Annotated in this window: 23 protein-coding genes, 5 tRNA genes and 4 rRNA genes; 15 read left to right on the forward strand and 17 right to left on the reverse strand. The window is 53.5% G+C overall.

Features of this window, described 5'->3' with window-relative positions:
- Positions 1-104: 104 nt before the first annotated feature.
- A complete protein-coding gene (locus AC0IXH_RS13065; protein WP_151038192.1) occupies positions 105-1598 on the forward strand; it encodes an NCS1 family nucleobase:cation symporter-1 in 1494 nt (497 codons plus the stop codon).
- Positions 1599-1677: 79 nt separating this feature from the next.
- Here the strand turns inward: AC0IXH_RS13065 and AC0IXH_RS13070 are convergent.
- Positions 1678-1754 (reverse strand) — tRNA-Asp (locus AC0IXH_RS13070).
- Between the two features lie 133 nt (positions 1755-1887).
- A complete protein-coding gene (gene dnaQ / locus AC0IXH_RS13075) occupies positions 1888-2622 on the reverse strand; it encodes a DNA polymerase III subunit epsilon (RefSeq protein ID WP_013200883.1) in 735 nt (244 codons plus the stop codon).
- Between the two features lie 51 nt (positions 2623-2673).
- Here dnaQ and rnhA point away from each other — a divergent pair, with 51 nt between their 5' ends.
- Positions 2674-3141, forward strand: coding sequence for a ribonuclease HI (gene rnhA, locus AC0IXH_RS13080; RefSeq protein WP_041691914.1), 468 nt, complete (start codon positions 2674-2676; stop codon positions 3139-3141).
- Here the strand turns inward: rnhA and AC0IXH_RS13085 are convergent.
- Positions 3123-3863 carry a class I SAM-dependent methyltransferase gene (locus AC0IXH_RS13085; protein WP_013200882.1) on the reverse strand — a complete coding sequence of 247 codons (741 nt, stop codon included), beginning with the start codon at positions 3861-3863 and terminating at the stop codon, positions 3123-3125. The genes rnhA and AC0IXH_RS13085 overlap by 19 nt on opposite strands.
- A gap of 44 nt (positions 3864-3907) precedes the next feature.
- Here AC0IXH_RS13085 and gloB point away from each other — a divergent pair, with 44 nt between their 5' ends.
- From gloB to AC0IXH_RS13105, 4 genes are all read left to right on the forward strand, one after another.
- Positions 3908-4663: a hydroxyacylglutathione hydrolase gene (gene gloB, locus AC0IXH_RS13090; RefSeq protein WP_338575409.1), complete on the forward strand. Its 756-nt coding sequence runs from the start codon at positions 3908-3910 to the stop codon at positions 4661-4663.
- A gap of 70 nt (positions 4664-4733) precedes the next feature.
- Positions 4734-6113, forward strand: a complete 1380-nt coding sequence (mltD, locus tag AC0IXH_RS13095; RefSeq protein ID WP_013200880.1) for a murein transglycosylase D — start codon at positions 4734-4736, stop codon at positions 6111-6113.
- Between the two features lie 305 nt (positions 6114-6418).
- Complete coding sequence (locus tag AC0IXH_RS13100) at positions 6419-7771, forward strand: MFS transporter (RefSeq protein ID WP_346596403.1); 1353 nt, start codon at positions 6419-6421, stop codon at positions 7769-7771.
- Between the two features lies 1 nt (position 7772).
- Positions 7773-8468, forward strand: coding sequence for a cyclase family protein (locus AC0IXH_RS13105; protein WP_471720549.1), 696 nt, complete (start codon positions 7773-7775; stop codon positions 8466-8468).
- 25 nt (positions 8469-8493) lie between these two features.
- Here AC0IXH_RS13105 and AC0IXH_RS13110 read toward each other — a convergent pair whose 3' ends face one another.
- A complete protein-coding gene (locus AC0IXH_RS13110; RefSeq protein ID WP_471720550.1) occupies positions 8494-9258 on the reverse strand; it encodes a class I SAM-dependent methyltransferase in 765 nt (254 codons plus the stop codon).
- Positions 9259-9341: 83 nt separating this feature from the next.
- Positions 9342-10145: an endonuclease/exonuclease/phosphatase family protein gene (locus AC0IXH_RS13115; RefSeq protein WP_013200876.1), complete on the reverse strand. Its 804-nt coding sequence runs from the start codon at positions 10143-10145 to the stop codon at positions 9342-9344.
- 242 nt (positions 10146-10387) lie between these two features.
- On the opposite strand from AC0IXH_RS13115, the gene yafC reads away from it, so the two are divergent.
- Positions 10388-11302 (forward strand): DNA-binding transcriptional regulator YafC, encoded by a 915-nt coding sequence (gene yafC / locus AC0IXH_RS13120; protein WP_471720551.1) that lies wholly within the window; start codon positions 10388-10390, stop codon positions 11300-11302.
- Positions 11303-11317: 15 nt separating this feature from the next.
- On the opposite strand, the gene dkgB is transcribed toward yafC, so the two are convergent.
- The 10 genes from dkgB to gmhB all read right to left on the reverse strand — a co-directional run bounded on the left by dkgB (position 11318) and on the right by gmhB (position 19088).
- Positions 11318-12121, reverse strand: a complete 804-nt coding sequence (dkgB, locus tag AC0IXH_RS13125) for a 2,5-didehydrogluconate reductase DkgB (protein ID WP_471720552.1) — start codon at positions 12119-12121, stop codon at positions 11318-11320.
- A gap of 168 nt (positions 12122-12289) precedes the next feature.
- Positions 12290-12366: transfer RNA gene (locus tag AC0IXH_RS13130), tRNA-Asp, on the reverse strand.
- A gap of 100 nt (positions 12367-12466) precedes the next feature.
- Positions 12467-12582: ribosomal RNA gene (gene rrf / locus AC0IXH_RS13135) — 5S ribosomal RNA — on the reverse strand.
- Between the two features lie 31 nt (positions 12583-12613).
- Positions 12614-12689: transfer RNA gene (locus tag AC0IXH_RS13140), tRNA-Thr, on the reverse strand.
- Positions 12690-12742: 53 nt separating this feature from the next.
- Positions 12743-12858, reverse strand: a 5S ribosomal RNA gene (gene rrf / locus AC0IXH_RS13145).
- Positions 12859-13087: 229 nt separating this feature from the next.
- Positions 13088-15995 (reverse strand): 23S ribosomal RNA (locus tag AC0IXH_RS13150).
- Between the two features lie 202 nt (positions 15996-16197).
- A tRNA-Ala gene (locus AC0IXH_RS13155) sits at positions 16198-16273 on the reverse strand.
- A gap of 171 nt (positions 16274-16444) precedes the next feature.
- Positions 16445-16521: transfer RNA gene (locus AC0IXH_RS13160), tRNA-Ile, on the reverse strand.
- Between the two features lie 75 nt (positions 16522-16596).
- Positions 16597-18137, reverse strand: a 16S ribosomal RNA gene (locus AC0IXH_RS13165).
- The 16S, 23S and 5S rRNA genes sit together here with 4 tRNA genes alongside, the layout of an rRNA operon.
- Before the next feature lie 390 nt (positions 18138-18527).
- Positions 18528-19088: a D-glycero-beta-D-manno-heptose 1,7-bisphosphate 7-phosphatase gene (gmhB, locus tag AC0IXH_RS13170; protein WP_013200873.1), complete on the reverse strand. Its 561-nt coding sequence runs from the start codon at positions 19086-19088 to the stop codon at positions 18528-18530.
- Between the two features lie 179 nt (positions 19089-19267).
- Between gmhB and metN the strand changes: the two genes are divergently transcribed.
- The 6 genes from metN to proS all read left to right on the forward strand — a co-directional run bounded on the left by metN (position 19268) and on the right by proS (position 24873).
- Positions 19268-20299, forward strand: a complete 1032-nt coding sequence (gene metN, locus AC0IXH_RS13175; protein WP_471720553.1) for a methionine ABC transporter ATP-binding protein MetN — start codon at positions 19268-19270, stop codon at positions 20297-20299.
- Positions 20292-20945: a methionine ABC transporter permease MetI gene (locus AC0IXH_RS13180; RefSeq protein ID WP_013200871.1), complete on the forward strand. Its 654-nt coding sequence runs from the start codon at positions 20292-20294 to the stop codon at positions 20943-20945. Before metN ends, AC0IXH_RS13180 begins: the two co-directional genes overlap by 8 nt.
- A gap of 28 nt (positions 20946-20973) precedes the next feature.
- Positions 20974-21789, forward strand: a complete 816-nt coding sequence (locus AC0IXH_RS13185; RefSeq protein WP_013200870.1) for a MetQ/NlpA family lipoprotein — start codon at positions 20974-20976, stop codon at positions 21787-21789.
- 146 nt (positions 21790-21935) lie between these two features.
- The gene (gene rcsF / locus AC0IXH_RS13190) at positions 21936-22340 is read left to right on the forward strand and encodes an Rcs stress response system protein RcsF (protein ID WP_013200869.1); all 405 of its coding nucleotides are present in this window, start codon (positions 21936-21938) and stop codon (positions 22338-22340) included.
- Positions 22337-23044 (forward strand): tRNA (N6-threonylcarbamoyladenosine(37)-N6)-methyltransferase TrmO, encoded by a 708-nt coding sequence (tsaA, locus tag AC0IXH_RS13195; RefSeq protein WP_013200868.1) that lies wholly within the window; start codon positions 22337-22339, stop codon positions 23042-23044. Before rcsF ends, tsaA begins: the two co-directional genes overlap by 4 nt.
- Positions 23045-23154: 110 nt before the next feature.
- Entirely contained in the window at positions 23155-24873 is a 1719-nt protein-coding gene (gene proS, locus AC0IXH_RS13200; RefSeq protein WP_471720554.1) for a proline--tRNA ligase, read from the forward strand.
- A 100-nt stretch (positions 24874-24973) separates the two neighbouring features.
- Here proS and arfB read toward each other — a convergent pair whose 3' ends face one another.
- Together arfB and AC0IXH_RS13210 are read right to left on the reverse strand one after the other, a co-directional pair.
- Entirely contained in the window at positions 24974-25393 is a 420-nt protein-coding gene (arfB, locus tag AC0IXH_RS13205; protein ID WP_105760833.1) for an alternative ribosome rescue aminoacyl-tRNA hydrolase ArfB, read from the reverse strand.
- Positions 25390-25944 carry a YaeQ family protein gene (locus AC0IXH_RS13210; RefSeq protein WP_013200865.1) on the reverse strand — a complete coding sequence of 185 codons (555 nt, stop codon included), beginning with the start codon at positions 25942-25944 and terminating at the stop codon, positions 25390-25392. Before AC0IXH_RS13210 ends, arfB begins: the two co-directional genes overlap by 4 nt.
- Before the next feature lie 132 nt (positions 25945-26076).
- Between AC0IXH_RS13210 and AC0IXH_RS13215 the strand changes: the two genes are divergently transcribed.
- Together AC0IXH_RS13215 and rof are read left to right on the forward strand one after the other, a co-directional pair.
- On the forward strand, positions 26077-26277 hold the full coding sequence (locus AC0IXH_RS13215; RefSeq protein ID WP_071822098.1) for a YaeP family protein: 201 nt from the start codon (positions 26077-26079) through the stop codon (positions 26275-26277).
- On the forward strand, positions 26264-26527 hold the full coding sequence (rof, locus tag AC0IXH_RS13220) for a Rho-binding antiterminator (protein WP_013200864.1): 264 nt from the start codon (positions 26264-26266) through the stop codon (positions 26525-26527). The genes AC0IXH_RS13215 and rof overlap by 14 nt, the downstream gene beginning before the upstream one ends.
- Positions 26528-26536 lie beyond the last annotated feature (9 nt).

A 26536-nucleotide genomic window follows, 5' to 3' on the forward strand; every position in this document is an offset into this window, starting at 1 on the left:
ACATGAATCTCAAGTTTTGTATACAAAAAAACGATTCTGGCCTGATTCCTGCAATGTCTTCCTAAACCGATTTGCGTTTAGTGACCTACACAGGAGCAGGTTTCATGCCAAATAGTCAGAATGTCAGCCAGGCGTCGGCGGTTGAAGCCCACGCAAACTACAGCCCACGGCTGTGTAACAAAGACCTGGCGCCGACTCGCGACCAGAACTGGAGCTGGTACAACATCTTTTCTTTCTGGATGTCGGATGTACACAGTATGGGTGGCTATGTGGTCGCCGCGAGCTTCTTTACGCTCGGGCTGGCAAGCTGGCAGGTGCTGCTTTGCCTGCTGGTGGGCATCTGCATCGTGCAGATTTGTGCCAACCTGGTCGCCAAACCGAGCCAGATGGCCGGCGTACCCTATGCGGTGATTTGTCGTCAGGCCTTTGGTGTGTTTGGTGCCAATATCCCGGCGGTGATCCGCGGGCTGATTGCGTTTGCCTGGTACGGTATCCAGACCTATCTCGCCGCCAATGCGCTCATGCTGGTGTCGCTGAAGTTCTGGCCGTCGCTGGCCGCCATGACCCACGCGTCCTGGCTGGGTCTGTCTCAGCTGGGCTGGATTTGCTTCGGCATTATGTGGCTGGCGCAGGCCATGGTGTTCTGGCACGGCATGAGCGCCATTAAGCGCTTTATCGATATCGCCGGTCCGGCGGTGTATGTGGTGATGGTGGCGCTGGCCGGTTGGATTGTGTACAAGACGGGCTTTGACGGTATTTCGCTGACGCTGGCCAGCAAGCAGCTCACCGGTGGCCAGCAGGTGTGGGAAATGATTACCGCGACCGCGCTGGTGGTCTCCTACTTCTCTGGCCCACTGCTGAACTTCGGTGACTTCTCGCGCTACGGTAAGAGCATGAATGAAATCCGTCGCGGCAACCGCTGGGGCTTACCGTTCAACTTCCTGCTGTTTTCCGTGGTAACGGTGGTGATTGTTTCCGGGACTCAGTCGCTGTTCGGCCATATGATCACCGATCCGATTGAAACGGTGAGCCGCGTCGGCAACGATCTGGCGGTCGCCATTGGTCTGCTGACGATGATCACCGCCACGATCGGCATCAATATCGTCGCGAACTTTGTTTCCCCGGCGTTCGACTTTTCCAACTGTTCGCCGCAGAAAATCAGCTTCCGCACCGGCGGCATGATCGCGGCGGTCGGTTCGGTGCTGTTAACGCCGTGGAACCTGTTCCAGTCCCCTGAGCTGATCCACTACACGCTGGACGTACTGGGTGCCTTTATTGGTCCGCTGTTCGGTATCCTGCTGTGCGACTTCTATCTGATTAAACGCAGCCAGATTTCCGTGAAGGATCTGTTTGATGATACGCCTCAGGGCCAGTACTGGTATCGCGGTGGATTCAACCCGAAAGCCATCGTCGCCCTCGTCCCGTCGGTGTTGATTGGGTTGGTGATCAGCTTTATTCCTTCGCTGCATGACGTGGCAAACTTTAGCTGGTTTATTGGCGTGGCGTTGGCTGGCGGGTTCTATCGCTGGATTGCGCGTGAAGATCGGGTGGTCAGCAGCCAGAGCTATGGCCGTAAGGTGGCGGTAGAGAAGCGTTAATAAAAGAGGGGACGGCGTTTTACCGTCTCCAAAAACGACAAAAGCCTGATTCATTGCTGAATCAGGCTTTCTGAATACTTGGCGGAACGGACGGGGCTCGAACCCGCGACCCCCTGCGTGACAGGCAGGTATTCTAACCAACTGAACTACCGCTCCACCGATGTTCCCCGTCGGGAACGGGGCGAATATTACGGCCAGCCCTTCCCCCCGTCAACGCTTTTTATCGGGGTTTTCAACCGACTGCCTGTTTTTTCGCCTTTTCGCTGATTTAATCCGTGATTTTCAGCACTTATGCGCGCCAGAGGCAGCTTCCGCCCTTCTTCATCACCAGATCCAGCCGCTCTTCGTGGGCCATATTTTCCGCCTCACTCGCCGATAACACCACCAGCCCCGAGGCCGGACGCGTAATGCGATGAATGGTGTCGCCGTTGCTTTGCTGCTGCTGATCGCCTTCCATCGAAAACTTCAGCAGCGTCTGGCCACCGGTCATCGCCAGGAACACTTCCGCCAGAATTTCGGAGTCCAGCAGTGCGCCGTGCAGGGTTCGCTTGGTGTTATCTATCTCGTAGCGTGAGCAGAGCGCATCAAGGCTGTTACGCTTGCCGGGAAACATTTTGCGCGCCATCGCCAGGCTGTCGGTAATGCGGCAGAAGGTTTCGGTCTTCGGAATATTGCGCCCAAGCTTGGCAAACTCGTAGTCCATAAAGCCGATATCAAACGACGCGTTATGGATCACCAGCTCAGCGCCATCGATGTATTCGAGGAACCCGTCGGCGATGTCGGCAAAGGTGGGTTTGTCGGCGAGGAATTCATCAGCAATACCGTGAACGCCAAAAGCTTCCGGATCCACCAGCCGATCGGGCTTCAGATAAACATGGTAGTTATTGCCGGTCAGACGGCGGTTTATGACCTCAACGGCACCGATTTCAATGATGCGATGCCCTTCATAGTGCACCCCAATCATATTCATACCGGTGGTTTCAGTATCGAGTACGATCTGACGCGTTGTATTTACTGTGCTCATAGGACCCGTTTATGTCAGACTTGGCGTTTTTCAGCAGGGAGTCTACCAGAGATGACTAAGCAGGTAGAAATTTTCACCGACGGTTCTTGCCTTGGCAACCCCGGACCGGGCGGTTATGGCGCTATCTTACGCTATGGTAAGCACGAAAAAACCTTCAGCGAAGGCTATTTTTTAACCACCAATAATCGCATGGAGTTGATGGCTGCTATCGTCGCGCTGGAAGCCTTAACGCAGAAGTGTGAAGTGGTGCTCAGCACCGACAGCCAGTATGTTCGCCAGGGCATCACCAGTTGGATCCATAACTGGAAAAAACGCGGCTGGAAAACCACCGATAAGAAACCGGTCAAGAATGTCGATCTGTGGAAGCGGCTGGACAGCGCCCTGAGCCACCATGAGATCAAATGGGAATGGGTTAAAGGTCATGCGGGACACGTCGAGAACGAACAGTGTGACGAGTTAGCCCGCGCGGCCGCAGGCAACCCGACTCAGCAAGATGTGGGCTACACGTCAGAATCCTGATGTCCCTGCCGCGAGCGAAACTGGCTGGTTGCGCCAACCGCCGAGGTGATCCTTCTTTTCGCCGCGGCCCGTTTGGCCGGATTCATGATCAGCGGGAAGGTGCGCTTACGCGCGACAATGATGCTCAGGCAGCCCAGCGCCGGAAAATGCGTGCTGATGACCTTGCCGCCCTGCCGGTTCCACGGCACGACCTGGAACCGCGTCCGCTGAACCACTTCGTAATTCAGCAGGCTCAGCCAATCCATTAACCTCATCTGCGTAAACATCCGACTGTTCCACGGCACGCGCTTGTGGATGCCCGGTATCAGTTTGCCGATCCCCAGCACGCTAAATGGGTTAAAGCCGCTGATAATGATCCAGCCATCGTCGATCAGTACCCGATCCACTTCCCGCAGAATGCGGTGCGGATCGCTGCTCCAGGCCAGACAATGTGCCAGCAGACAGGCATCAACGGATTTCGATTCAAACGGCAGGCTCATCGGATCCGCCTTGACCTGCAGCCCTTCGCCGCTTAATCCCACGTTAACCTGATGAGAGATGGCGCAGCTTTCGGTGTCGATTTCGGCGCTAAGATGGCCCACTTTTAACAGATGAAAACCGTAGAGTTTGGCGAGGCAAGGCTGGAGATGCTTGTTGAGGGCATCACGATAAAACTCTCCCCATGGGATCTCTGCCCACGAGTCTGGCACCTGACGAATTTGGCGTGTTTTAGCGGGCTTCATGCTTTACCATTCTCTTTCCATTTCAGCCAATAAAAGAGGCGATGATGAATCTTACCAGCATTCCGGCACTTCAGGACAACTACATCTGGACATTAAATAATGAACAGGGCCAGTGCCTGATCGTTGACCCAGGCGAAGCGGCGCCGGTGCTCTCCGTTCTGGCAAAAAACCAGTGGCAGCCCGTGGCGATCTTGCTTACTCATCATCATCACGATCATGTTGGCGGCGTGAAAGAATTGCTGGAGAAATATCCGGGAATGACGGTCTATGGGCCGAATGAAACCGCCGATAAAGGGGCGACATCGATCGTCAGTGAAGGGGATAGAGTTACCGTGCTGGATACCGAATTCAGCGTGATCTACACACCCGGTCACACTTTAGGACACATCTCATATTTCAGTCACCCTTACCTTTTCTGCGGCGATACGATGTTCTCTGGTGGTTGCGGTCGATTATTCGAAGGCACGCCGGAACAAATGTTTGAATCATTTCAGAAGCTTAACGAGCTACCCGCCGATACACTGATATGTTGCGCGCATGAGTATACTTTATCGAATTTAACCTTTGCGCATGCCGTTTTACCGCAGGATGCGAAGATAGAGAGCTATTACCGTGAAATTAAGGAGTTACGCGCGAAAAACGGCGTTTCCGTGCCGACAAAGCTGGAATTAGAGCGACAAATTAATGTTTTTTTAAGAACGCAAGAACCTGATTTACAAAGACTTATAGGGTATGAAACATCTCCACAACATGAGTGGCAAGTATTTGCAACTCTACGCGAGAAGAAAGACCGTTTTTGATTTTTCGGGTTGTGTTGCTATGGGCGAGCAAGTATAGTTGCTCGTCTTTTAAGCGAAGAATGACACACACATGAAGGCTAAAGCGATATTACTCGCCTCGGTCTTGCTGGTGGGTTGCCAGGCGTCAAAGCATGACACCAACATCCCGGAACAGCATGCACAGAGTTTGTCTTCGGCAGGTCAGAATGAAGCAGAGCAGGACACAGATCGGTTGTTATCCCCGCGTTGGCAGGATGATGGAACCCGCGTTACGCAGGATAAAGATTTGTGGAATCTCATCAGTACCGAGCTGAAGATGAAGGTTCCGGATAATGCCCGGATACGCGAACAAAAACAGAAATACTTAAGCAACAAGAGCTATCTCCACGATGTAACATTACGGGCAGAGCCGTATATGTACTGGATTGTCGAGCAGATTAAAGAACGTAAAATGCCGATGGAACTGGTACTACTACCCATAGTGGAGAGCGCTTTTGACCCCCATGCGACCTCAGCCGCCAATGCCGCAGGCATCTGGCAGATTGTACCGCAGACGGGGCGAAACTACGGTCTGAAGCAGAGCCAGTGGTATGACGGACGCCGCGATGTTGTGGCTTCCACCAAGGTTGCGCTGGACATGATGGAACGTCTGAACAAGATGTTTGACGGTGACTGGTTACTGACCATCGCCGCCTATAACAGCGGTGAAGGACGCGTCATGAAAGCGGTAAAAGCCAACAAAGCCCGAGGGAAACCGACGGACTTCTGGCATTTATCTCTGCCACGCGAAACCACGGTCTACGTGCCAAAAATGTTGGCTTTGGGAGATATCCTGAAGAACAACAAGCGTTACGGTTTACGTCTGCCGGCGCCTAACGAAACCCGTGCTCTGGCACGTGTCGATGTGGGCCAACAGATTGAACTGACGCAGGCGGCAGAAATGTCGGGCATGTCACTGAGCAAGCTGAAAAGTTTTAACGCGGGCTACAAACGCGGCACTACGGCACCGAAAGGTGGACCTCAGTACATTATGGTACCGAAGTCGAACGTAGCGCAGCTGCGTAACTCGCTGGCAACAGGCGATATTGCTGCCGTGCAGCCAACAGCGTTGGCGAATAACACGACAGCCGGTTCTTACAAGGTGCGCAATGGCGATACCCTGTCAGGAATTGCTAAACGTCTGAACGTCTCGGTGAAAGACCTGCAGCGCGCAAATAACCTGCGTGGCGCAAGTATCAAACCAGGGCAGACCCTGAGCACGGGCGGTAGCGGCAACGCCACCAAACTGGCCGATAATGGCAACAGCATCACCTATAAAGTTCGTAAAGGTGATTCTCTGGCCAGCATTGCTAAAGGGCACGGTGTTGAGATTAAAGATGTGATGCGCTGGAACACCAGTGGCTCACAGAACATCCAGCCAGGCGACAAGCTGACGCTGTTTGTAAGCAACACCAGTACGCCAGACAGTTAAGACTGAGACCGATAAAAAGCCAATCTGCGGATTGGCTTTTTTTATGCCCTGAATTTCCCCTTACTCCCCTTCGCTCCACGTTGTGATCGCCTCGCGGCTTCACGCATCCTTGCTGGTACAACTGTGATCAAGATCCAGTAACCGTCAATCAGCGCTTGTATGGTAGTAATCTCAGTGTCTATGTTATCAACTTGTTTATTTTTTGTTCTCCTATTTTCGGCATACATAACAAGAAACAGCGTAAAACAGGGCGCGGACCGTTTACTGACGGCCGCAGACAACGATGACATTGAAAGGCACGAGATATGACACTCCCTTCTTCTGAACTGGCTGAACATCAAACGACTCAGGATAGCGCTGCCGCTGGCGCGCAGGCACCCCGGCGTGGGCTTTTACGCTTCCTGCCGAGAGCCCACCCGCTTTCCTGGTGGATGCTGGTGATCACCACGCTGGCGATCCTGATGAACTCCATCGACAGGATTATTCTGCCGACCCTGCTACCGGCGATCATGAAATCCTTCAACCTGACCGAAGTGCAGGCTGGCTGGCTCAACTCGTTAAGTTTTGTCGGCACCTTAACCGGCGCCGTGCTTTTCGGGCTGTTCTCGGATTGGGTCGGCACCGGTCACAAGCGCTGTTACAGCTGGTGTGTCGCGGTGTTGGTTGAGATTGTCTCGGGTGTCGCTACGGCGTTCTGCAAGTCTCTCGGGGCGTTTCAGGCGCTGAGAGTGGCGATGGGGATGGGCACCGGCGGCTCAGAACCGATTAACGTCGCGCTGCTGGGCGAATGGTGGCAGAAAGAGAACCGTGGATTTGCTATCGGCGTGCACCATACCGGCTTCCCGCTGGGACAGTTTATCGGCCCAATCCTGATCGCTGCCATTCTGGCTTTTGCCACCTGGCGCGAAGCCTTTCTGTTTATCCCGCTGATTGGTCTGGTGATCCTGATTGCCCAGCTGATTATCGGCACCCGCAAAAATCATCAGAAAGTGAATGACTGGATTGTTGAAAACAAACTGACGCCGCCGGTCACCGAATCTCTGCAAAAAACGGTAGAGAACGCCTCTCTCTGGTCCAACGCGGTCTCCTGCCTGAAAAACCGCAACTGCCAGCTGGCAATCCTGCTGATTTTTGGCTTTACCTGGGCCGAGATGGGCATTGCTAACTTCCTGACGTTGCAACTGACCCGCGAAGTGGGACTGGACCTTTCCACCGCAGCGATTATTTCGGGTGCCTCTGGCTTAACCGGATGGATTGGCCAGATCCTGTGGGGCAGCTTCTCAGACGTTAAAGGACGCAAACGCTCGCTGACTTTTATTATTGCTGGCTGGATCCTGGCGGCGGCACTGTGCATGTTTATCCACTCTGCCGCGCTGGGTTGGGCGATCCTGATTTTCTGGGGGCTGTTCCGCAACTCTCCCTATCCCGTTGCCTACGCTTTACTGATTGACTCCTCGCCGCGTGCCGCCGCATCCAGCATGGGACTGATGATTGGCCTCGCCGTCGGCATTGCCGGCATTCTGGTTGCGCCCGTTAGCGGCTGGATCATTCACAGTTATGGCTTCACCGTTCACTATCTGGTGATTGTCGGCGTGCTGCTGCTCTCCTGCGCCCCACTGTGGTTTATCAAAGAAACCGTCAACCTGAATAAGGCCTGATATGACTCACGATCTGCTTAGCGTATTGCGTCAACACCGTTTCATCGAGCTGAACCACCAGTATGAGGAATTCATGCCCGTCTGGCCGACCCACGGCAAGTTTTTCTGTAGCCGCGCGGAGGATTACGCTGCCGGAGACGGCAACTATAACTGCCAGCTAAGCCTGGGAGATCACTGCGGTACGCACGTTGATGCGCCGGTGCATTTTATTGAGGGTGGCAAGACGATTGAACAGGTGGACGTGCAGCAACTGACGGGACGCGGACGCTGCCTGGATATGTCCCATCTGGCGGAAAACGCCGATATCACCCGCGAGATGATCGCCGCATGGGAGGCAGAGCATGGCGAGATTCTGGCTCAGGATATTGTGATTTTTCGCACCGGTTATGATGAGAAATGGCGTTGCCGACCGCATCAGGCGGCGTTTTTGCAGAACTGGCCAGGACTGTCAGGAGAAGGCGCGCAGTATCTGATAGATAAAGGCGTGACGGTGTTCGGAACGGATGCGATGTCGCTCGATCGCTACAGTAATGAAGCGCATCCCGCGCACCTTGCCGTGTTGGGTGCCGATTGCCTGATTATTGAGAATCTGGCCAATCTGCGAAGCCTGCCGACAGCCTTTATCTTTATGGCGTTGCCGCTACGAATTAAGGGCGCTTCCGCCTCGCCGATTCGGGCCGTGGCACTGGTTGAGTAACAGCCCCTTGCGGGGCCGTTTTGATTCAGGGCTTAAACGCTTCGATAAAGATCACGTCGGTACTGAAGCTGCCATCCGGCTGTTGAGCATAGTAGCGCTGCACTTCTTCAGAAGCAGACTGCTGATAAGCCCGGATGGCATCCGCCATCACCTTCGGCGTGCGCATGCGTTCAATCCAGCTGCTGAACTCCAAATCCAGGCGGTCATGACTGACGGCCGTGATTGCCAGTCCGGCTTCCGTGAACATCGTCAGCCACTCACCAGGATTGTAATCGCGGACGTGGGAGGTATCGCGCAGCGCCTCAACGGTCTGTAACCAGATATCCAGCACGGCATTGCCCGGCGCGTTCACATCCATAAAGATCACTTTACCGCCTGGCTTCAGGATGCGCTTCACTTCGCGCAGCGCCCGTCCGACATCGTGCCAGTGGTGGGCTGAATAACGGCTGATGACGATATCAAAGGATTCGTCGGCAAATGGCAGGTATTCCGCATAGCCCTGCACTGTCGACAGATGCTCATAGCCACGCTCTTTTGCCGCTTCAGCCACCACAGCCAGCATTTTCGCCGAGAGATCGTATGCCACCACGCGCTTAACATGCTGAGCCGCAATATAGCTGGCGTGCCCACCACCACACCCTAAATCGAGTAAATGCGCATCCTTTTCCGCAAACAGACGTTCACCCAGACGCACTAAGTCGCGGCCGCTGGCGTGCACGGCACTGCTCAGGTAGGCGCTTGCCTGGTCACCAAACTGTTTGTCGACGTTATCATGATGATGTGTAGCCATATCTCTGTGTTCCTTACTGATTTTTTTGGAGTTATGGGCAGAACGTGAGGTCGACCTGCCCGTGACGGCAGGCCGAACATTCCCTAGAGAAGCGCAGGCTTGCCGGGATGGAATTCAACGAGTAGGGGATTGTGATCGGAGGCGCGGGTGACCAGCACGGAGGCTTCAGCCACGCCCAGACCGCGGTAAAACACGAAATCTAAAGGACGACCAAAGGCTTTGCGCCGGTGATCGTCGGTAAAACTCACTTCTTCCAGCCCCATATCGCGGGCGAAGGTATATAACGCATTGATGCGCTGACGGCTCCAGGCGTTAAAGTCACCCGCCATAATCACCGGGCCGCGATGATGAATTATCTGCTCGCCAATCGGCCCCAGCTGTTTGCTGTAGACATCAATCCCCAGACTGAAGTTAACGGCATGGATGTTCACCACCATCAGCATCTGATCGTTTGGCAGGGCGTAAGCCGTCACCAGCGCCGATTTAGACAGCCTTAATAAAGGCTCGCGTTCGCGTAACGGGCAGCAATAGACGGGATGCGCAGAAGCCAGCGTCATCACCCCAGATGGATGTTGAGGCAAAGCAAAGGCCGGAACCTGATCGGCAGCCAGATAGTTGGAGGTAGCAAAGCGCACCAGCTCCGGCGTGGTTTGCGCTTCCTGTAACAGCACCAGGTGCGCATCCTTACCAAAATTCTGCAGGACGGAGAGCCAGTCAGCACGCTGCTGTTTGAAGATGTTCCACACCAGCACCCGCAGCGTGGACTCTGTCGTCAGCGGCGTTCCCGGCGGCAAGGCTTTGCCAACGTGCAGCATGGCACCGGGCGGAAAAATGCGTTCCGCTGGCTGTCCCGCTACATATCTCATGGCATACGTCTTTCTTCGCACTCTACCGCCTGGCCTTAGTTACTGCTGAATGAATCATTGTGTCATTCAGTTATAGGGGCTTTGGTAGTGAGTTTCAATCGGATCAGACTAATAACTGCTGTTAGTCGGTAAACAAATGATAACAAGGGCCGAGCGTTAACGGGCTTGCTTGCGGTAACGGTTTCCATAGCGCTCGGGATCGGCACATGATTAAATAACAAAATAATTCAAAGTCTCAACAGAATTTTGCTCAAGGAGCAATAATGAAGGCCAATTCAGAAGAACTGGCAATTTTTGTCGCAGTGGTCGAGAGCGGCAGTTTTAGCCGGGCAGCAGAGCAGCTGGAGATGGCTAACTCTGCCGTCAGTCGGGCTGTCAAAAAGCTGGAAACCAAGCTGGGTGTGGAGTTACTGACCCGAACCACAAGACAGGTCAATCTCACTCAGGAAGGCGACGTCTATTTTCGCCGGGTCCAGTCGGTGCTACAGGAGATGGCTGCGGCTGAAAACGAGCTGATGGAAAGCCGACAGATACCGCAAGGACTGTTGCGGATTGATGCGGCCACGCCGGTTGTGCTGCATCTGCTGATGCCGATGATCAAGCCTTATCGGGAGCGCTATCCGGAAGTTAAGCTTTCGCTGGTGTCTTCTGAGACCTTTATTAATTTGATTGAGCGGAAGGTAGATATCGCCATCCGGGCAGGTAACCTGACTGACTCCAGCCTGCGGGCTCGCCCTCTTTTTACCAGCTACCGTAAAATTGTTGCCAGTCCTGACTACCTGCAGCAGCACGGTATCCCGCACTCTTGTCAGGATCTCGCCGGGCATGTCTGCATGGGATTTGTCGAACCTCTGAGTCTGAACCGCTGGCCGATAGCAAAAGCCGACGGGCAGCTTTACGACATCACGGCGGATCCCACCTCTAATAGCGGCGAAACCATCAAGCAGCTCTGCTTAAGTGGTAACGGTATTGCCTGCCTGTCAGACTATATGATTGACCGTGAGATCAGAGAGGGAACCCTGGTGGAATTACTGGCTGATAAGATCCTGCCCATCGAAATGCCGTTTAACGCGGTGTACTACAGCGATCGAGCGGTGAGTACACGCATCCGCTCGTTTATCGATTTTCTCGATGAGTGGGTGAAAGCAGCGCTTCCAGGGACACGGGAAGCGCCTTAAAGCCAGAGTGAAAGATTAATCCCAGTCAGGTGCCAGACCTTCAGGGCTGACCAGACGTTCAGCACGATCCAGTTTGGCGATCTTCGCCCGATCCTCAGTATCCAGCTTCAGATCCCTTGCTGCCATGTTGCTTTGCAGATTCGCACGTTGAGTGGAGGAAGGGATCACCGCATACCCTTCCTGCATAGCCCATGCCAGCACTACCTGAGCGGCTGTCGCCTGATGCTTAGCGGCAATCTCAATAATCACCGGTTCCTGCAAGGCTTTACCATACGCCAGCGTCATATAGGAGGTGATGTGGATCCCCTTCTCACGGGCAAAATCCACCACCTTGCGGTTCTGCAGGAAAGGATGGAGTTCGATTTGGTTGGTAGCAATCTGCTCAACCCCGACCGCATCAATCGCCTGCTGCATCAGCTCTGTGGTGAAATTGGAGATACCAATCTGGCGGGTCAGACCGGCTTCTCTCGCCGCAACCAGCGCCTTCATGGTTTCCGCGACCCTTACCGCGGCACCTGGCGATGGCCAGTGAATCAAGGTCAGATCGACGTAATCCGTGCGTAACTTGCTCAGGCTCTCTTTCAGGCTGGGGATCAAGGCGTCGGCACTGAGGTTTTCTACCCAAATCTTGGTAGTGATAAACAGCTGGTCGCGCGCCACACCGCTTTCTGCGATCGCCTGCCCTACTGCAGCTTCATTACCATAAATCTGGGCGGTATCAATGACGCGATAGCCGAGATCCAGTGCGTTTTTCACTGATGCGATTACCACGTCATCTTGCAGGCGAAATGTGCCCAAACCGAATGCTGGAAGTGTCATAAATCCTCTGTTGTTACTGTTATTGGTTAAGTTGCGAGGAGTATGACAGAGGAATTATTGACGAAAAAGCCGCTAACAATCACAACACTTTTGCTTTGTGAGCAACAATAGCCAAATAACAGACACAAAAAAGCCCTGAGTCTTATGACTCAGGGCTTCATGTTTAAGTGGCGGAACGGACGGGGCTCGAACCCGCGACCCCCTGCGTGACAGGCAGGTATTCTAACCAACTGAACTACCGCTCCACCGATTCTGTACTGAATTCAGAATGTTGCTTCTGATATCAGGTGTTTCGCCCTTTCCGTGTCACTGGAAAGGTCATGACCATAAATGGTCTGAATTGATGCCTGGCAGTTCCCTACTCTCGCATGGGGAGACCCCACACTACCATCGGCGCTACGGCGTTTCACTTCTGAGTTCGGCATGGGGTCAGGTGGGACCACCGCGCTAAAGCCGCCAGGCAAATCTGTTACCGAGTTATCGGTTAATTACTGGTGCTGATACCCAGAGTCGAACTGGGGACCTCACCCTTACCAAGGGTGCGCTCTACCAACTGAGCCATATCAGCACGCTTATTTCTTGCAACAAGCGGGTTACTCACGCTTATTGGTCTAAATTGATGCCTGGCAGTTCCCTACTCTCGCATGGGGAGACCCCACACTACCATCGGCGCTACGGCGTTTCACTTCTGAGTTCGGCATGGGGTCAGGTGGGACCACCGCGCTAAAGCCGCCAGGCAAATTCTTGTGCTCTGTCCTGTGTATTTCGCTCCGTGGCCGCGTTGGCCGCGCTTGTAAACTCAGTCACATACTTCAGTATGCTCCTTCCTTCACGGCGCTTGCCGCCTTGCCACAAAGCAAAATCCCACGGACCGGGGTCCGCAGAACAGATAATTCTTTATCCGGTTCAAGCTGAAAATATCTGTTCGTGTCTCTCAGACACCCACCAGAACGCTTCTGGTGTTGTAAGGTTAAGCCTCACGGGTCATTAGTACCGGTTAGCTCAACGCATCGCTGCGCTTACACACCCGGCCTATCAACGTCGTAGTCTTCAACGTCCCTTCAGGGGCCTTAAAGGCCCAGGGAAGATTCATCTCGAGGCAAGTTTCGCGCTTAGATGCTTTCAGCGCTTATCTTTTCCGCACTTAGCTACCGGGCAATGCCATTGGCATGACAACCCGAACACCAGTGGTGCGTTCACTCCGGTCCTCTCGTACTAGGAGCAACCCCTCTCAATCTTCCAGCGCCCACGGCAGATAGGGACCGAACTGTCTCACGACGTTCTAAACCCAGCTCGCGTACCACTTTAAACGGCGAACAGCCGTACCCTTGGGACCTACTTCAGCCCCAGGATGTGATGAGCCGACATCGAGGTGCCAAACACCGCCGTCGATATGAACTCTTGGGCGGTATCAGCCTGTTATCCCCGGAGTACCTTTTATCCGTTGAGCGATGGCCCTTCCATTCAGAACCACCGGATCACTATGACCTGCTTTCGCACCTGCTCGAGCCGTCACTCTCGCAGTCAAGCTAGCTTATGCCATTGCACTAACCTCACGATGTCCGACCGTGATTAGCTAACCTTCGTGCTCCTCCGTTACTCTTTAGGAGGAGACCGCCCCAGTCAAACTACCCACCAGACACTGTCCCCACGCCGGATCACGGCGCCAGGTTAGAACATCAAACGTTAAAGGGTGGTATTTCAAGGTTGGCTCCACGCAGACTGGCGTCCACGCTTCAAAGCCTCCCACCTATCCTACACATCAAGGTTCAATATTCAGTGTCAAGCTATAGTAAAGGTTCACGGGGTCTTTCCGTCTTGCCGCGGGTACACTGCATCTTCACAGCGAGTTCAATTTCACTGAGTCTCGGGTGGAGACAGCCTGGCCATCATTACGCCATTCGTGCAGGTCGGAACTTACCCGACAAGGAATTTCGCTACCTTAGGACCGTTATAGTTACGGCCGCCGTTTACCGGGGCTTCGATCAAGAGCTTCTCCTTGCGGATAACCCCATCAATTAACCTTCCGGCACCGGGCAGGCGTCACACCGTATACGTCCACTTTCGTGTTTGCACAGTGCTGTGTTTTTAATAAACAGTTGCAGCCAGCTGGTATCTTCGACTGGCTTCAGCTCCGGGAGCAAGTCCCTTCACCTACGCGCCAGCGTGCCTTCTCCCGAAGTTACGGCACCATTTTGCCTAGTTCCTTCACCCGAGTTCTCTCAAGCGCCTTGGTATTCTCTACCTGACCACCTGTGTCGGTTTGGGGTACGATTCCGTGTTACCTGATGCTTAGAGGCTTTTCCTGGAAGCAGGGCATTTGTTACTTCAGCACCGTAGTGCCTCGTCATCACACCTCAGCGTTAAAAAGAGTCCGGATTTACCTAAACTCTCCGCCTACATGCTTAAACCGGGACAACCGTCGCCCGGCTAACATAGCCTTCTCCGTCCCCCCTTCGCAGTAACACCGAGTACAGGAATATTAACCTGTTTCCCATCGACTACGCCTTTCGGCCTCGCCTTAGGGGTCGACTCACCCTGCCCCGATTAACGTTGGACAGGAACCCTTGGTCTTCCGGCGAGCGGGCTTTTCACCCGCTTTATCGTTACTTATGTCAGCATTCGCACTTCTGATACCTCCAGCAGACCTCACAGTCCACCTTCGACGGCTTACAGAACGCTCCCCTACCCAACAACGCATAAGCGTCGCTGCCGCAGCTTCGGTGCATGGTTTAGCCCCGTTACATCTTCCGCGCAGGCCGACTCGACCAGTGAGCTATTACGCTTTCTTTAAATGATGGCTGCTTCTAAGCCAACATCCTGGCTGTCTGTGCCTTCCCACATCGTTTCCCACTTAACCATGACTTTGGGACCTTAGCTGGCGGTCTGGGTTGTTTCCCTCTTCACGACGGACGTTAGCACCCGCCGTGTGTCTCCCGTGATAACATTCTTCGGTATTCGCAGTTTGCATCGGGTTGGTAAGCCGGGATGGCCCCCTAGCCGAAACAGTGCTCTACCCCCGAAGATGAGTTCACGAGGCGCTACCTAAATAGCTTTCGGGGAGAACCAGCTATCTCCCGGTTTGATTGGCCTTTCACCCCCAGCCACAAGTCATCCGCTAATTTTTCAACATTAGTCGGTTCGGTCCTCCAGTTAGTGTTACCCAACCTTCAACCTGCCCATGGCTAGATCACCGGGTTTCGGGTCTATACCCTGCAACTTAACGCCCAGTTAAGACTCGGTTTCCCTTCGGCTCCCCTATACGGTTAACCTTGCTACAGAATATAAGTCGCTGACCCATTATACAAAAGGTACGCAGTCACACCACGAAGGTGCTCCCACTGCTTGTACGTACACGGTTTCAGGTTCTGTTTCACTCCCCTCGCCGGGGTTCTTTTCGCCTTTCCCTCACGGTACTGGTTCACTATCGGTCAGTCAGGAGTATTTAGCCTTGGAGGATGGTCCCCCCATATTCAGACAGGATGTCACGTGTCCCGCCCTACTCATCGAACTCACAGCAAGTGCATTTTTGTGTACGGGAGTATCACCCTGTACCCTGCGACTTTCCAGACGCTTCCACTAATGCACAAACTGATTCAGGTTCTGGGCTGTTCCCCGTTCGCTCGCCGCTACTGGGGGAATCTCGGTTGATTTCTTTTCCTCTGGGTACTTAGATGTTTCAGTTCCCCAGGTTCGCCTTGCAACACTATGTATTCATGTTGCAATGATGCACCAAAGTGCACCGGGTTTCCCCATTCGGGTATCGTCGGTTATTGCGGTTCATATCACCTTACCGACGCTTATCGCAGATTAGCACGCCCTTCATCGCCTCTGACTGCCTAGGCATCCACCGTGTACGCTTAGTCACTTAACCTCACAACCCACAAGCGTCCCGAAAGACACATTGCTGTTGTAAGCATTTGAGAGACTCGAACATATCGTTGATTTCATTCTTATTACGGAGAATGAAAACGACATGTCGTTTCAATTTTCAGCTTGTTCCGGATTGTTAAAGAGCATAATACTTCGCAGCACACCGTTGCCGGTACGCTCTGAAGTATTGTCAGAAAACTGCATGGTGGAGCTAAGCGGGATCGAACCGCTGACCTCCTGCGTGCAAGGCAGGCGCTCTCCCAGCTGAGCTATAGCCCCATACAGTTACTGCAGAGACCATCTACTACCACTTACGTTCTTTTCTTTCGAAGAGGACGTTGAGGACATAACTCTTTGGGAGAAATGTAATTTTTGCTCAGGCAAGGCATGCGGAAGGGAAGTTTACCTGAGGTAAACGACCGCGCGCATAACGCAGCATGAGTGAAAATTTGGTAGGCCTGAGTGGACTTGAACCACCGACCTCACCCTTATCAGGGGTGCGCTCTAACCACCTGAGCTACAAGCCTGTAGAGGTTTTTTCTGCTCGTTACTTTTCTATCAGACAATCTGTTGTGGACACTACGCGGGAGAGTATCTTCAGGTAAGGAGGTGATCCAACCGCAGGTTCCCCTACGGTTACCTTGTTACGACTTCACCCCAGTCATGAATCACAAAGTGGTAAGCGCCCTCCCGAAGGTTAAGCTACCTACTTCTTTTGCAACCCACTCCCATGGTGTGACGGGCGGTGTGTACAAGGCCCGGGAACGTATTCACCGTAGCATTCTGATCTACGATTACTAGCGATTCCGACTTCACGGAGTCGAGTTGCAGACTCCGATCCGGACTACGACGCACTTTGTGAGGTCCGCTTGCTCTCGCGAGTTCGCTTCTCTTTGTATGCGCCATTGTAGCACGTGTGTAGCCCTGGCCGTAAGGGCCATGATGACTTGACGTCATCCCCACCTTCCTCCGGTTTGTCACCGGCAGTCTCCTTTGAGTTCCCGACATTACTCGCTGGCAACAAAGGATAAGGGTTGCGCTCGTTGCGGGACTTAACCCAACATTTCACAACACGAGCTGACGACAGCCATGCAGCACCTGTCTCACGGTTCCCGAAGGCACTAAGGCATCTCTGCCGAATTCCGTGGATGTCAAGGCCAGGTAAGGTTCTTCGCGTTGCATCGAATTAAACCACATGCTCCACCGCTTGTGCGGGCCCCCGTCAATTCATTTGAGTTTTAACCTTGCGGCCGTACTCCCCAGGCGGTCGACTTAACGCGTTAGCTCCGGAAGCCACGCCTCAAGGGCACAACCTCCAAGTCGACATCGTTTACGGCGTGGACTACCAGGGTATCTAATCCTGTTTGCTCCCCACGCTTTCGCACCTGAGCGTCAGTCTTTGTCCAGGGGGCCGCCTTCGCCACCGGTATTCCTCCAGATCTCTACGCATTTCACCGCTACACCTGGAATTCTACCCCCCTCTACAAGACTCTAGCCTGCCAGTTTCAAATGCAGTTCCCAGGTTAAGCCCGGGGATTTCACATCTGACTTGACAGACCGCCTGCGTGCGCTTTACGCCCAGTAATTCCGATTAACGCTTGCACCCTCCGTATTACCGCGGCTGCTGGCACGGAGTTAGCCGGTGCTTCTTCTGCGGGTAACGTCAATCGATAAGGTTATTAACCTTACCGCCTTCCTCCCCGCTGAAAGTACTTTACAACCCGAAGGCCTTCTTCATACACGCGGCATGGCTGCATCAGGCTTGCGCCCATTGTGCAATATTCCCCACTGCTGCCTCCCGTAGGAGTCTGGACCGTGTCTCAGTTCCAGTGTGGCTGGTCATCCTCTCAGACCAGCTAGGGATCGTCGCCTAGGTGAGCCATTACCCCACCTACTAGCTAATCCCATCTGGGCACATCCGATGGTGTGAGGCCCGAAGGTCCCCCACTTTGGTCCGAAGACGTTATGCGGTATTAGCTACCGTTTCCAGTAGTTATCCCCCTCCATCAGGCAGTTTCCCAGACATTACTCACCCGTCCGCCACTCGTCACCCGAGAGCAAGCTCTCTGTGCTACCGTTCGACTTGCATGTGTTAGGCCTGCCGCCAGCGTTCAATCTGAGCCATGATCAAACTCTTCAATTAAAAGTTCGATTTGCTGAAACAAGTTCAGCGATGCTCAAGTGTAAAACGTCATAATGAATTTCATTATGTGTTCACTCTTAAGGCTTGATATTTTTTTGCGCCTTGCGGCGCTGATATCAATCCTGCGAGTGCCCACACAGATTGTCTGATAAATTGTTAAAGAGCGTTGCGGTAAGTGCCTTAGCGCCTTACTGCGAGGTGGCGTATATTACGCTTTCCTCTTTCAGAGTCAACCCCTTAAAACAGGATTTTTCTCTTCATCTTTCAGCACACTGAGCGTTTGCTCGTTGCCGTTCGATGGAGGCGCATTATAGGGATACGCCGCGGGAAGGCAAGCGTAAATCTGAACTTTTTTACCGTTCGATGAAACTTCACTCAGAACGCTGCTTTTTAGCCCTGTTTGATGCGTGCAGGCAGGTCTGCAAGGCTATTAATCACCCAGTCAGCTGCTTTTTCACCCTCTTCGGTAATCGGCTTGCCGCTACGAACTAATACCTTTATTCCTACACCGGCGGCTTTACCTGCCAGCATGTCATCAATTTTGTCGCCAACCATATAAGAAGCGGCCATATCGATGTTCAGTTCTTTCTGCGCGGATAACAGCATGCCGGGTTCTGGCTTACGGCAATCACACTGCTGGCGATACTCTTCTATTACACCTTCCGGATGATGCGGGCAGAAATAGATGCCATCCAGGTCAACGTCACGATCGGCGAGCGACCAGTCCATCCATTCAGTGAGCTGCATAAAGGTGTCTTCGGAAAAGATGCCGCGCGCAATACCGGACTGGTTCGTCACCATTACCAACGCGTAACCCATCTTCTTCAGTTCCTGCATGGCCTCAATGGCACCGTCTATAAACTGAAAGTTGTCGATCTCATGGACGTAGCCATGATCCTCATTCATCGTGCCATCACGATCGAGAAATATGGCGGGGACTTTGTCTGTCACGTAGAAACTCCTGCTACTAAAGTTGCCGTAGAGTATCGCATGATTGCGCTAACGGTGAGAATGGCAGATTGAATGACTTTGATTGATTTAGACGTCTGGATGCCTTAACATCCACTCGCATTTCGCCCAAGGGCGATGCACTCAATACACGCCACGGATAACTGCACTACGATAATAAAATGATAAAACTTAACTCTATCACCAAAGTGTTCCAGCAGGGCACACGCACCATTACAGCGCTGTCTGATGTCAGCCTGCACGTGCCGGCCGGACAAATTTATGGCGTTATTGGCGCATCGGGCGCAGGGAAAAGTACCCTGATCCGCTGCGTGAATCTGCTTGAACGCCCAACGTCCGGCACTGTGCTGGTCGACGGTCAGGACCTTACCGGCCTTTCTGAAACTCAGCTGACCCAGGCCCGTCGCCAGATTGGCATGATCTTCCAGCACTTCAACCTGATGAACTCCCGTACCGTTGCAGGGAACGTTGCCCTGCCGCTGGAGTTAGGCAAGCTTTCCCGCAGCGAAATCAACGCCCGCGTAAAAGAGCTGCTGGAGCTGGTTGGCCTGGCGGACAAACACGATTCCTGGCCGGCTAACCTGTCTGGCGGGCAGAAGCAGCGCGTGGCGATTGCCCGTGCGCTGGCCACCGATCCGAAGGTTCTGTTGTGTGATGAAGCCACCAGCGCACTGGACCCGGCAACCACGCGTTCAATCCTCGAATTGTTGAAGGACATTAACCGCCGTCTGGGGATCACCATTTTGCTGATCACCCATGAGATGGATGTCGTGAAGCGCATCTGCGATCAGGTTGCGGTGATCAGTAACGGTGAACTGATTGAGCAGGACACGGTAAGTGAAGTGTTCTCTCATCCGAAGACGCCGCTGGCACAGCAATTTATCCAGTCGACGCTGCATCTGGATATCCCGGAAGACTACAGCGCCCGTCTGTCCGCAGACAACACTCCTGAGAGCGTGCCTTTATTACGCCTGGAATTCACCGGTCAGTCTGTCGATGCGCCACTGCTTTCCGAGTCGGCCCGCCGCTTCAACGTGAATAACAATATTATCAGTGCCCAGATGGATTACGCCGGTGGTGTGAAGTTTGGCATCATGCTGACCGAAATGCATGGCACCGAAGCCGATACTCAGGCGGCTATTACGTTCCTGAAAGAGCATCATGTAAAGGTAGAGGTATTAGGTTATGTCTGAAGCGATGATTATGCTTCTTTGCCGGGGCGTCTGGGAGACGCTGGTCATGACGTTTGTCTCTGGCTTCTTCGGTTTTGTTATTGGCCTGCCGCTTGGCGTTCTTTTATATGTCACTCGCCCAGGTCAGATTATTGAAAGCCGTTCACTGTATCGCTCACTGTCAGCGCTGGTGAATATCTTCCGTGCGATACCCTTCATTATCCTGCTGGTTTGGATGATCCCGTTCACCCGAATGATTGTCGGCACCTCTATTGGCCTGCAGGCGGCGATTGTGCCACTGACGATTGGCGCGGCACCCTTTATTGCCCGTATGGTTGAGAACACGCTGCTGGAACTGCCTACCGGCTTGATCGAGGCTTCCCGCGCGATGGGCGCCACGCCGTTCCAGATCGTGAAGAAAGTTCTGCTACCTGAAGCACTGCCCGGCTTAATTAATGCCGCTACCATTACGCTGATTACTCTGGTTGGCTATTCCGCAATGGGCGGTGCCGTTGGCGCCGGCGGTCTGGGCCAGATTGGTATTCAGTACGGTTATATCGGCTATAACGCTACGGTGATGAACACGGTATTAGTGTTGTTAGTTGTTCTTGTGTATTTGATTCAGTTCTGTGGCGACCGCATTGCACGTGTAGTCACCCATAAATAACCAACTGTTCTTAGATTAAGGAAGGGATATGTCTTTTAACTTTAAAACATTTGCCGCTGTGGGCGCGCTGATTGGTACATTGGCGCTGGTTGGTTGCGATCAGAAAGCGAAAGATCCAAACCACATTAAGGTCGGCGTGATTGTTGGCGCAGAACAGCAGGTTGCCGAAGTGGCCAAGCAGGTCGCGAAAGATAAATACGGCCTGGATGTTGAGCTGGTGACCTTTAACGATTACGTGCTGCCGAACGAAGCGCTGAGCAAAGGCGACATTGATGTTAACGCCTTCCAGCACAAACCTTACCTGGATCAGCAGATCAAGGATCGTGGTTACAAGCTGACGCCGGTTGGCAATACCTTCGTTTACCCAATCGCGGGCTACTCCAAGAAGATCAAATCTCTGGATGAGCTGCAGAACGGTGCGCAGGTTGCTATCCCTAACGATCCAACCAACCTGGGCCGTTCACTGCTGCTGCTGCAGAAAGTGGGCCTGATCAAACTAAAAGAAGGCACCGGCTTGCTGCCAACCTCTCTGGATGTGGTTGAGAATCCTAAGAACATCAAACTGGTTGAACTGGAAGCTCCACAGCTGCCACGTTCACTGGACGATCAGCAGATCGCGCTGGCGGTGATTAACACCACTTACGCCAGCCAGATCAACCTGACCCCGGAAAAAGACGGCATCTTCGTAGAAGATAAAGACTCTCCTTACGTGAACATGATTGTGGCGCGTGAAGATAATAAAGACGCAGAAAACGTGAAGAAATTCGTTCAGGCTTACCAGTCTGACGAAGTGAGCGCTGCGGCTAACAAGATTTTCAATGGTGGTGCAGTTAAAGGCTGGTAAGCCGGGCGGTGGCGGAGATCGCCGCCGATCCAGCGTGACTCAGTACAAAGCGGGCTTTTGCCCGCTTTTTGCCTTTTTAAGCGCTTGTTATTTCCCTGAAGGCTTGTTTCAATAACGCCACTTTTACCGAACCTGAGGATAATCCCATGCGTGTTTTACCGCTCTGTTTGTTAGCCCTTTCGCTGACAGGGTGTTCGTTGATGCATAAACCTTATAAGCCCGTCGAACCCTTTAAGCAGACTACGCAGACTCAGCCTGAACGCAGCAAACCGCAAACGCGGCCCGCGCCGGTAAAACTCTATACCAATGCCAGCGACCTGGTGAGTAAACCATTCCGCGATCTTGGTGAAGTTTATGGCGATGATTGTCAGGCAACGATGCAAAGCTCGCCACCGAACCTCAACACCGCGCGCAAAAGAATGCAGATCCGTGCTTCTGCGATGAAAGCCAATGCGGTGCTGGTCCATCAGTGTGAAATCGTCAGCAATGCACCAGGCTGCTACCGCCAGGCCGTTTGCCAGGGTTCAGCGTTGAAAGTCTCCAATCAATGAGTGCATTTTCCTTCCAGCAAATCGCAACGGTTCATTCCCCCTGGAAGGAGAAGTTTGCCGTTCCCCGCCAGCCCGGCCTGATTGAGGATGGCGGCGGAGAACTTCATCTGCACGCGCCTTATAATCAGCCCGAAGCCGTGCGCGGCCTGGAAGCCTTCAGCCATCTGTGGCTGCTGTTTGTCTTTCACCAGACGATGGAAGGCGGCTGGCGACCGACGGTTCGCCCTCCCCGGCTTGGCGGGAATGCGCGTATGGGAGTCTTTGCGACCCGTTCCACCTTCCGGCCCAATCCTATCGGCATGTCGCTGGTTGAGTTAAAAGGCATTCGTACCGATAAAGGCCAGGTGATTCTCGAACTGGGCAGTCTGGATCTGGTTGATGGCACGCCTGTCGTCGATATCAAGCCCTACCTTCCTTTTGCCGAGTCGATTCCTGATGCCCAGGCCGGATTTGCGCAAATGGCCCCTGAAGCCGCCATGCCAGTGACCTTTTCGCCGCTGGCGCAGCAACAGCTTGCTTTGCACCGCGCGCAGTATCCTCATCTGGAACGCTTTATTCAGCAGGTTCTGGCACAGGATCCGCGTCCGGCTTACCGTAAAGGTGAAGAGCCCGAACGTGAATACGCGGCCTGGCTGCTGGATTTCAACGTTCGCTGGTGCGTAAACGCAGCGGGAACCGTGGTGATTGCGCTCGATCCTCGTTAATTTATTCCCCTGCATCTTTTGAGTCATCGGCCACGCTGGTACACTAGCCGCCAGAATTTTTTTGGCTCTGCTTACTTCGAATAGCTTTCCGCTTAATGGAATCGTAACTCATGCGTACTACTCAATATCTGCTCTCCACCTTAAAGGAGACGCCAGCCGACGCCGAAGTGATCAGCCACCAGCTGATGCTGCGTGCCGGGATGATCCGCAAACTGGCCTCAGGTTTATACACCTGGCTGCCAACCGGTCTGCGCGTACTGAAAAAAGTTGAAAACATCGTGCGTGAAGAGATGAACAACGCCGGTGCGATTGAGATCTCCATGCCGGTCGTTCAGCCCGCTGATTTATGGCAGGAGAGTGGACGCTGGGAGCAATATGGTCCTGAGCTGCTGCGCTTTGTCGATCGTGGCGATCGTCCGTTCGTTCTCGGTCCAACGCATGAAGAAGTGGTCACCGATCTGATCCGTAACGAGCTGAGCTCTTACAAGCAGCTGCCGCTGAACGTGTTCCAGATCCAGACCAAATTCCGTGACGAAGTTCGCCCACGTTTTGGCGTGATGCGCTCCCGTGAGTTCATCATGAAAGATGCTTACTCTTTCCACGCGTCACAGGAATCGTTGCAGGCCACCTACGATGATATGTACCGCGCCTACAGCCAGAGCTTCAAGCGTATGGGTCTGGACTTCCGTGCCGTGCAGGCGGACACCGGTTCTATCGGCGGCAGCGCTTCGCATGAATTCCAGGTGCTGGCGCAGAGCGGTGAAGATGATGTGATCTTCTCGACCGAATCTGACTATGCGGCCAACATTGAGTTTGCCGAAGCCGTGGCGCCAGCGGGCGGGCGTGCTGATGCTAAACAGGCGATGCAGGAAATCGACACGCCAAACGCGAAAACCATCGCCGAGCTGGTTGAGCAGTTCAACCTGCCGGTCGAGAAAACCGTGAAAACGCTGATGGTGAAAGCGACCAAAGAGAGTGGCCATACGCTGGTTGCTCTGCTGGTTCGTGGCGACCACGCGCTGAACGAAATCAAAGCCGAGAAGCTGGATATCATTGACGCGCCGCTGACTTTCGCCACCGAAGAAGAGATCCGTGCGCTGGTTGGTGCCGGACCGGGTTCACTGGGTCCTGTTGGTCTGAACATGCCAATCATCATTGACCGCACGGTCGCGGCGATGAGTGACTTCTCTGCCGGTGCCAACGTTGATGGCAAGCACTTTACCGGCATCAACTGGCAGCGCGATCTGCCACTGCCACGGGTGGAAGACATCCGCAACGTGGTGGAAGGCGATGCCAGCCCGGACGGGAAAGGCACGCTGCAGATCAAACGCGGCATTGAAGTGGGCCATATCTTCCAGCTGGGAACCAAGTACTCCGAAGCGATGAAGGCATCCGTGCAGGGTGAAGATGGACGTAATCAGATCCTGACCATGGGCTGCTACGGTATTGGTATTACCCGTATTGTGGCGGCGTCCATTGAGCAGAACCACGATGAACGCGGCATTATCTGGCCTGCAGCGCTGGCACCTTTCCAGGTCGCCATCCTGCCAATGAACATGCACAAATCCTTCCGGGTGAAAGAGCTGGCAGAAGAGCTGTATGCTCAGTTACGCGCGAAAGGCATTGACGTGATTCTGGACGACCGTAAAGAGCGTCCTGGCGTGATGTTTGCGGATATGGAGCTGATTGGTGTGCCACATACGATCGTGATTGGCGACCGTAACCTCGATAGCGAAGAAGTTGAGTACAAATCCCGCCGTGAAGGCGAGAAGCGGATGATCAAAACCGGCGAAATCCTTGATTTCCTGGTCAGCGAGATCAACGGCTAGTAAGACCGCGGGCCGGATAATCCCTTATCCGGCCCGCAATGCGTTTCACCTTAATTCCTGCCACATCGTTGCCTTGTACAACGCGCGTTCAAAACCAGGCTTATTCTGCTCCACGCATTTTTCCACGCAGCGATTTGGTGGTCGCCTTACGCGACTTGCCTTCCAGCCGGCGTTTCTTCGATGCCAGCGTAGGCCGCGTCGCTCGCCGGGTCTTTTCGACCACCGTCAGCTCCTGAATCAAATTCTCCAGTCGCTTCAGCGCCGCTTCGCGGTTCATTTCCTGGCTGCGGTATTCCTGCGCCTTGATGATCACTACGCCTTCCGGGGTAATCAGATGGTGGCTGACCGCCATCAGTCGCTCCTTATAAAACTCAGGCAGGCTTGAGGCACGGATATCAAAACGCAGATGGATCGCCGTCGAACTCTTATTGACGTTTTGTCCGCCGTTTCCCTGAGCCCTGATCGCCGTTAGTTCCAGCTCACTGTCAGGGATGGTGACGTTGCGTGACAGAATAATCATGCGCGTTTGCCGTTAACCAACCAGTCAGTGAAGCGCAGCTCCAGGTGGTTTTGGTCGTCAGAAAGCCAGATCGTGCCGTCCTGAATCGTTGCCTGCAGCGTCATCGAGCGTGATGCCAGTTTGATCAACGCACTCAGCTGCTCATCGTCGATAAAACGAATGGTCAGATTATCCTGCTGTGCCAGTTTGCTCTGGTTTTGTTGCCACCAGATCTGTGCTGCACGTCCGTTATAGGTATACAACACCACGCTGGCAGAACGATTACAGGCTCTTTTCACCCTTCTCTCTTCCGGCAGGCCCAAATCAACCCACAGCTCAATGCCGTTGTGGTCGTTCATCAGCCAGATTTCTGGCTCATCTTCCGCGCTCAAGCCGCGGGTAAAGACCAGACGTTCGTGCGCGTTCACCAGCCAGGCAAGCAGCCGCAGCATCAAACGCTCTTCGGTTTCCGAAGGATGACGAGCCAGCGTGAGGTTGCTGTCGATAAAAACATTTCTGTCCATATCCGCAACGTTGACCGTTGCTTTATAAATGGTCGCTTTAAGTGCCATGGGGTTCCTTATCGTTATTGGCTGCTATTGTAACCCGTTGACACAGCAAATCACTCGCCGGTGGGCTGATTTCACGCAAAAGCCTGTGTTATAGTCGTGAAATAGCCAGAGAAAACTCTGAGTGAGGTGCAAATGCAAAAGTATTGTGAATTAGTTCGCCGCAAGTATGCCCAGATAGGCAGCGGCGATCTGGGATACGTGCCAGACGCATTAGGTTGCGTACTGAAAGCACTTGACGAGGTAGCGGCAAATACTGAGCTACACTCTTCCATCAGGGAACAGGCAGCTTTTGCTGCTGCAAACTTATTGGTGAGCGATTATGTTGACGAATGAAGCCTACAAACCGATAAACTGCGACGATTACGACAACCTTGAACTCGCCTGCCAGAACAGCTGGACGCTGGCGCTGGAAATGAAAGATGGTGAAAAGCTGAAGGCGAAAGCCACAGATATGGTGTCACGAAAGAATGTGGAATATCTGGCTATCGATCTTTCTGGTGAAGTCCGCGAGCTGAGACTGGATCACATTTCCAGCTTCAGTCATCCCGATTTGGGCACTGTAGTGGTCAGCGAATCTGATTAAACCGCCGGG

Source organism: Erwinia sp. AC075 (assembly GCF_979253995.1).

Coding starts and splice junctions, on each gene's coding strand:
- AC0IXH_RS13065 (WP_151038192.1), top strand. CDS start 105: ATGCCAAATAGTCAGAATGTCAGCCAGGCGTCGGCGGTTGAAGCCCAC.
- dnaQ (WP_013200883.1), bottom strand. CDS start 2,622: ATGAGCACAGTAAATACAACGCGTCAGATCGTACTCGATACTGAAACC.
- rnhA (WP_041691914.1), top strand. CDS start 2,674: ATGACTAAGCAGGTAGAAATTTTCACCGACGGTTCTTGCCTTGGCAAC.
- AC0IXH_RS13085 (WP_013200882.1), bottom strand. CDS start 3,863: ATGAAGCCCGCTAAAACACGCCAAATTCGTCAGGTGCCAGACTCGTGG.
- gloB (WP_338575409.1), top strand. CDS start 3,908: ATGAATCTTACCAGCATTCCGGCACTTCAGGACAACTACATCTGGACA.
- mltD (WP_013200880.1), top strand. CDS start 4,734: ATGAAGGCTAAAGCGATATTACTCGCCTCGGTCTTGCTGGTGGGTTGC.
- AC0IXH_RS13100 (WP_346596403.1), top strand. CDS start 6,419: ATGACACTCCCTTCTTCTGAACTGGCTGAACATCAAACGACTCAGGAT.
- AC0IXH_RS13105 (WP_471720549.1), top strand. CDS start 7,773: ATGACTCACGATCTGCTTAGCGTATTGCGTCAACACCGTTTCATCGAG.
- AC0IXH_RS13110 (WP_471720550.1), bottom strand. CDS start 9,258: ATGGCTACACATCATCATGATAACGTCGACAAACAGTTTGGTGACCAG.
- yafC (WP_471720551.1), top strand. CDS start 10,388: ATGAAGGCCAATTCAGAAGAACTGGCAATTTTTGTCGCAGTGGTCGAG.
- dkgB (WP_471720552.1), bottom strand. CDS start 12,121: ATGACACTTCCAGCATTCGGTTTGGGCACATTTCGCCTGCAAGATGAC.
- metN (WP_471720553.1), top strand. CDS start 19,268: ATGATAAAACTTAACTCTATCACCAAAGTGTTCCAGCAGGGCACACGC.
- AC0IXH_RS13180 (WP_013200871.1), top strand. CDS start 20,292: ATGTCTGAAGCGATGATTATGCTTCTTTGCCGGGGCGTCTGGGAGACG.
- AC0IXH_RS13185 (WP_013200870.1), top strand. CDS start 20,974: ATGTCTTTTAACTTTAAAACATTTGCCGCTGTGGGCGCGCTGATTGGT.
- rcsF (WP_013200869.1), top strand. CDS start 21,936: ATGCGTGTTTTACCGCTCTGTTTGTTAGCCCTTTCGCTGACAGGGTGT.
- tsaA (WP_013200868.1), top strand. CDS start 22,337: ATGAGTGCATTTTCCTTCCAGCAAATCGCAACGGTTCATTCCCCCTGG.
- proS (WP_471720554.1), top strand. CDS start 23,155: ATGCGTACTACTCAATATCTGCTCTCCACCTTAAAGGAGACGCCAGCC.
- arfB (WP_105760833.1), bottom strand. CDS start 25,393: ATGATTATTCTGTCACGCAACGTCACCATCCCTGACAGTGAGCTGGAA.
- AC0IXH_RS13210 (WP_013200865.1), bottom strand. CDS start 25,944: ATGGCACTTAAAGCGACCATTTATAAAGCAACGGTCAACGTTGCGGAT.
- AC0IXH_RS13215 (WP_071822098.1), top strand. CDS start 26,077: ATGCAAAAGTATTGTGAATTAGTTCGCCGCAAGTATGCCCAGATAGGC.
- rof (WP_013200864.1), top strand. CDS start 26,264: ATGTTGACGAATGAAGCCTACAAACCGATAAACTGCGACGATTACGAC.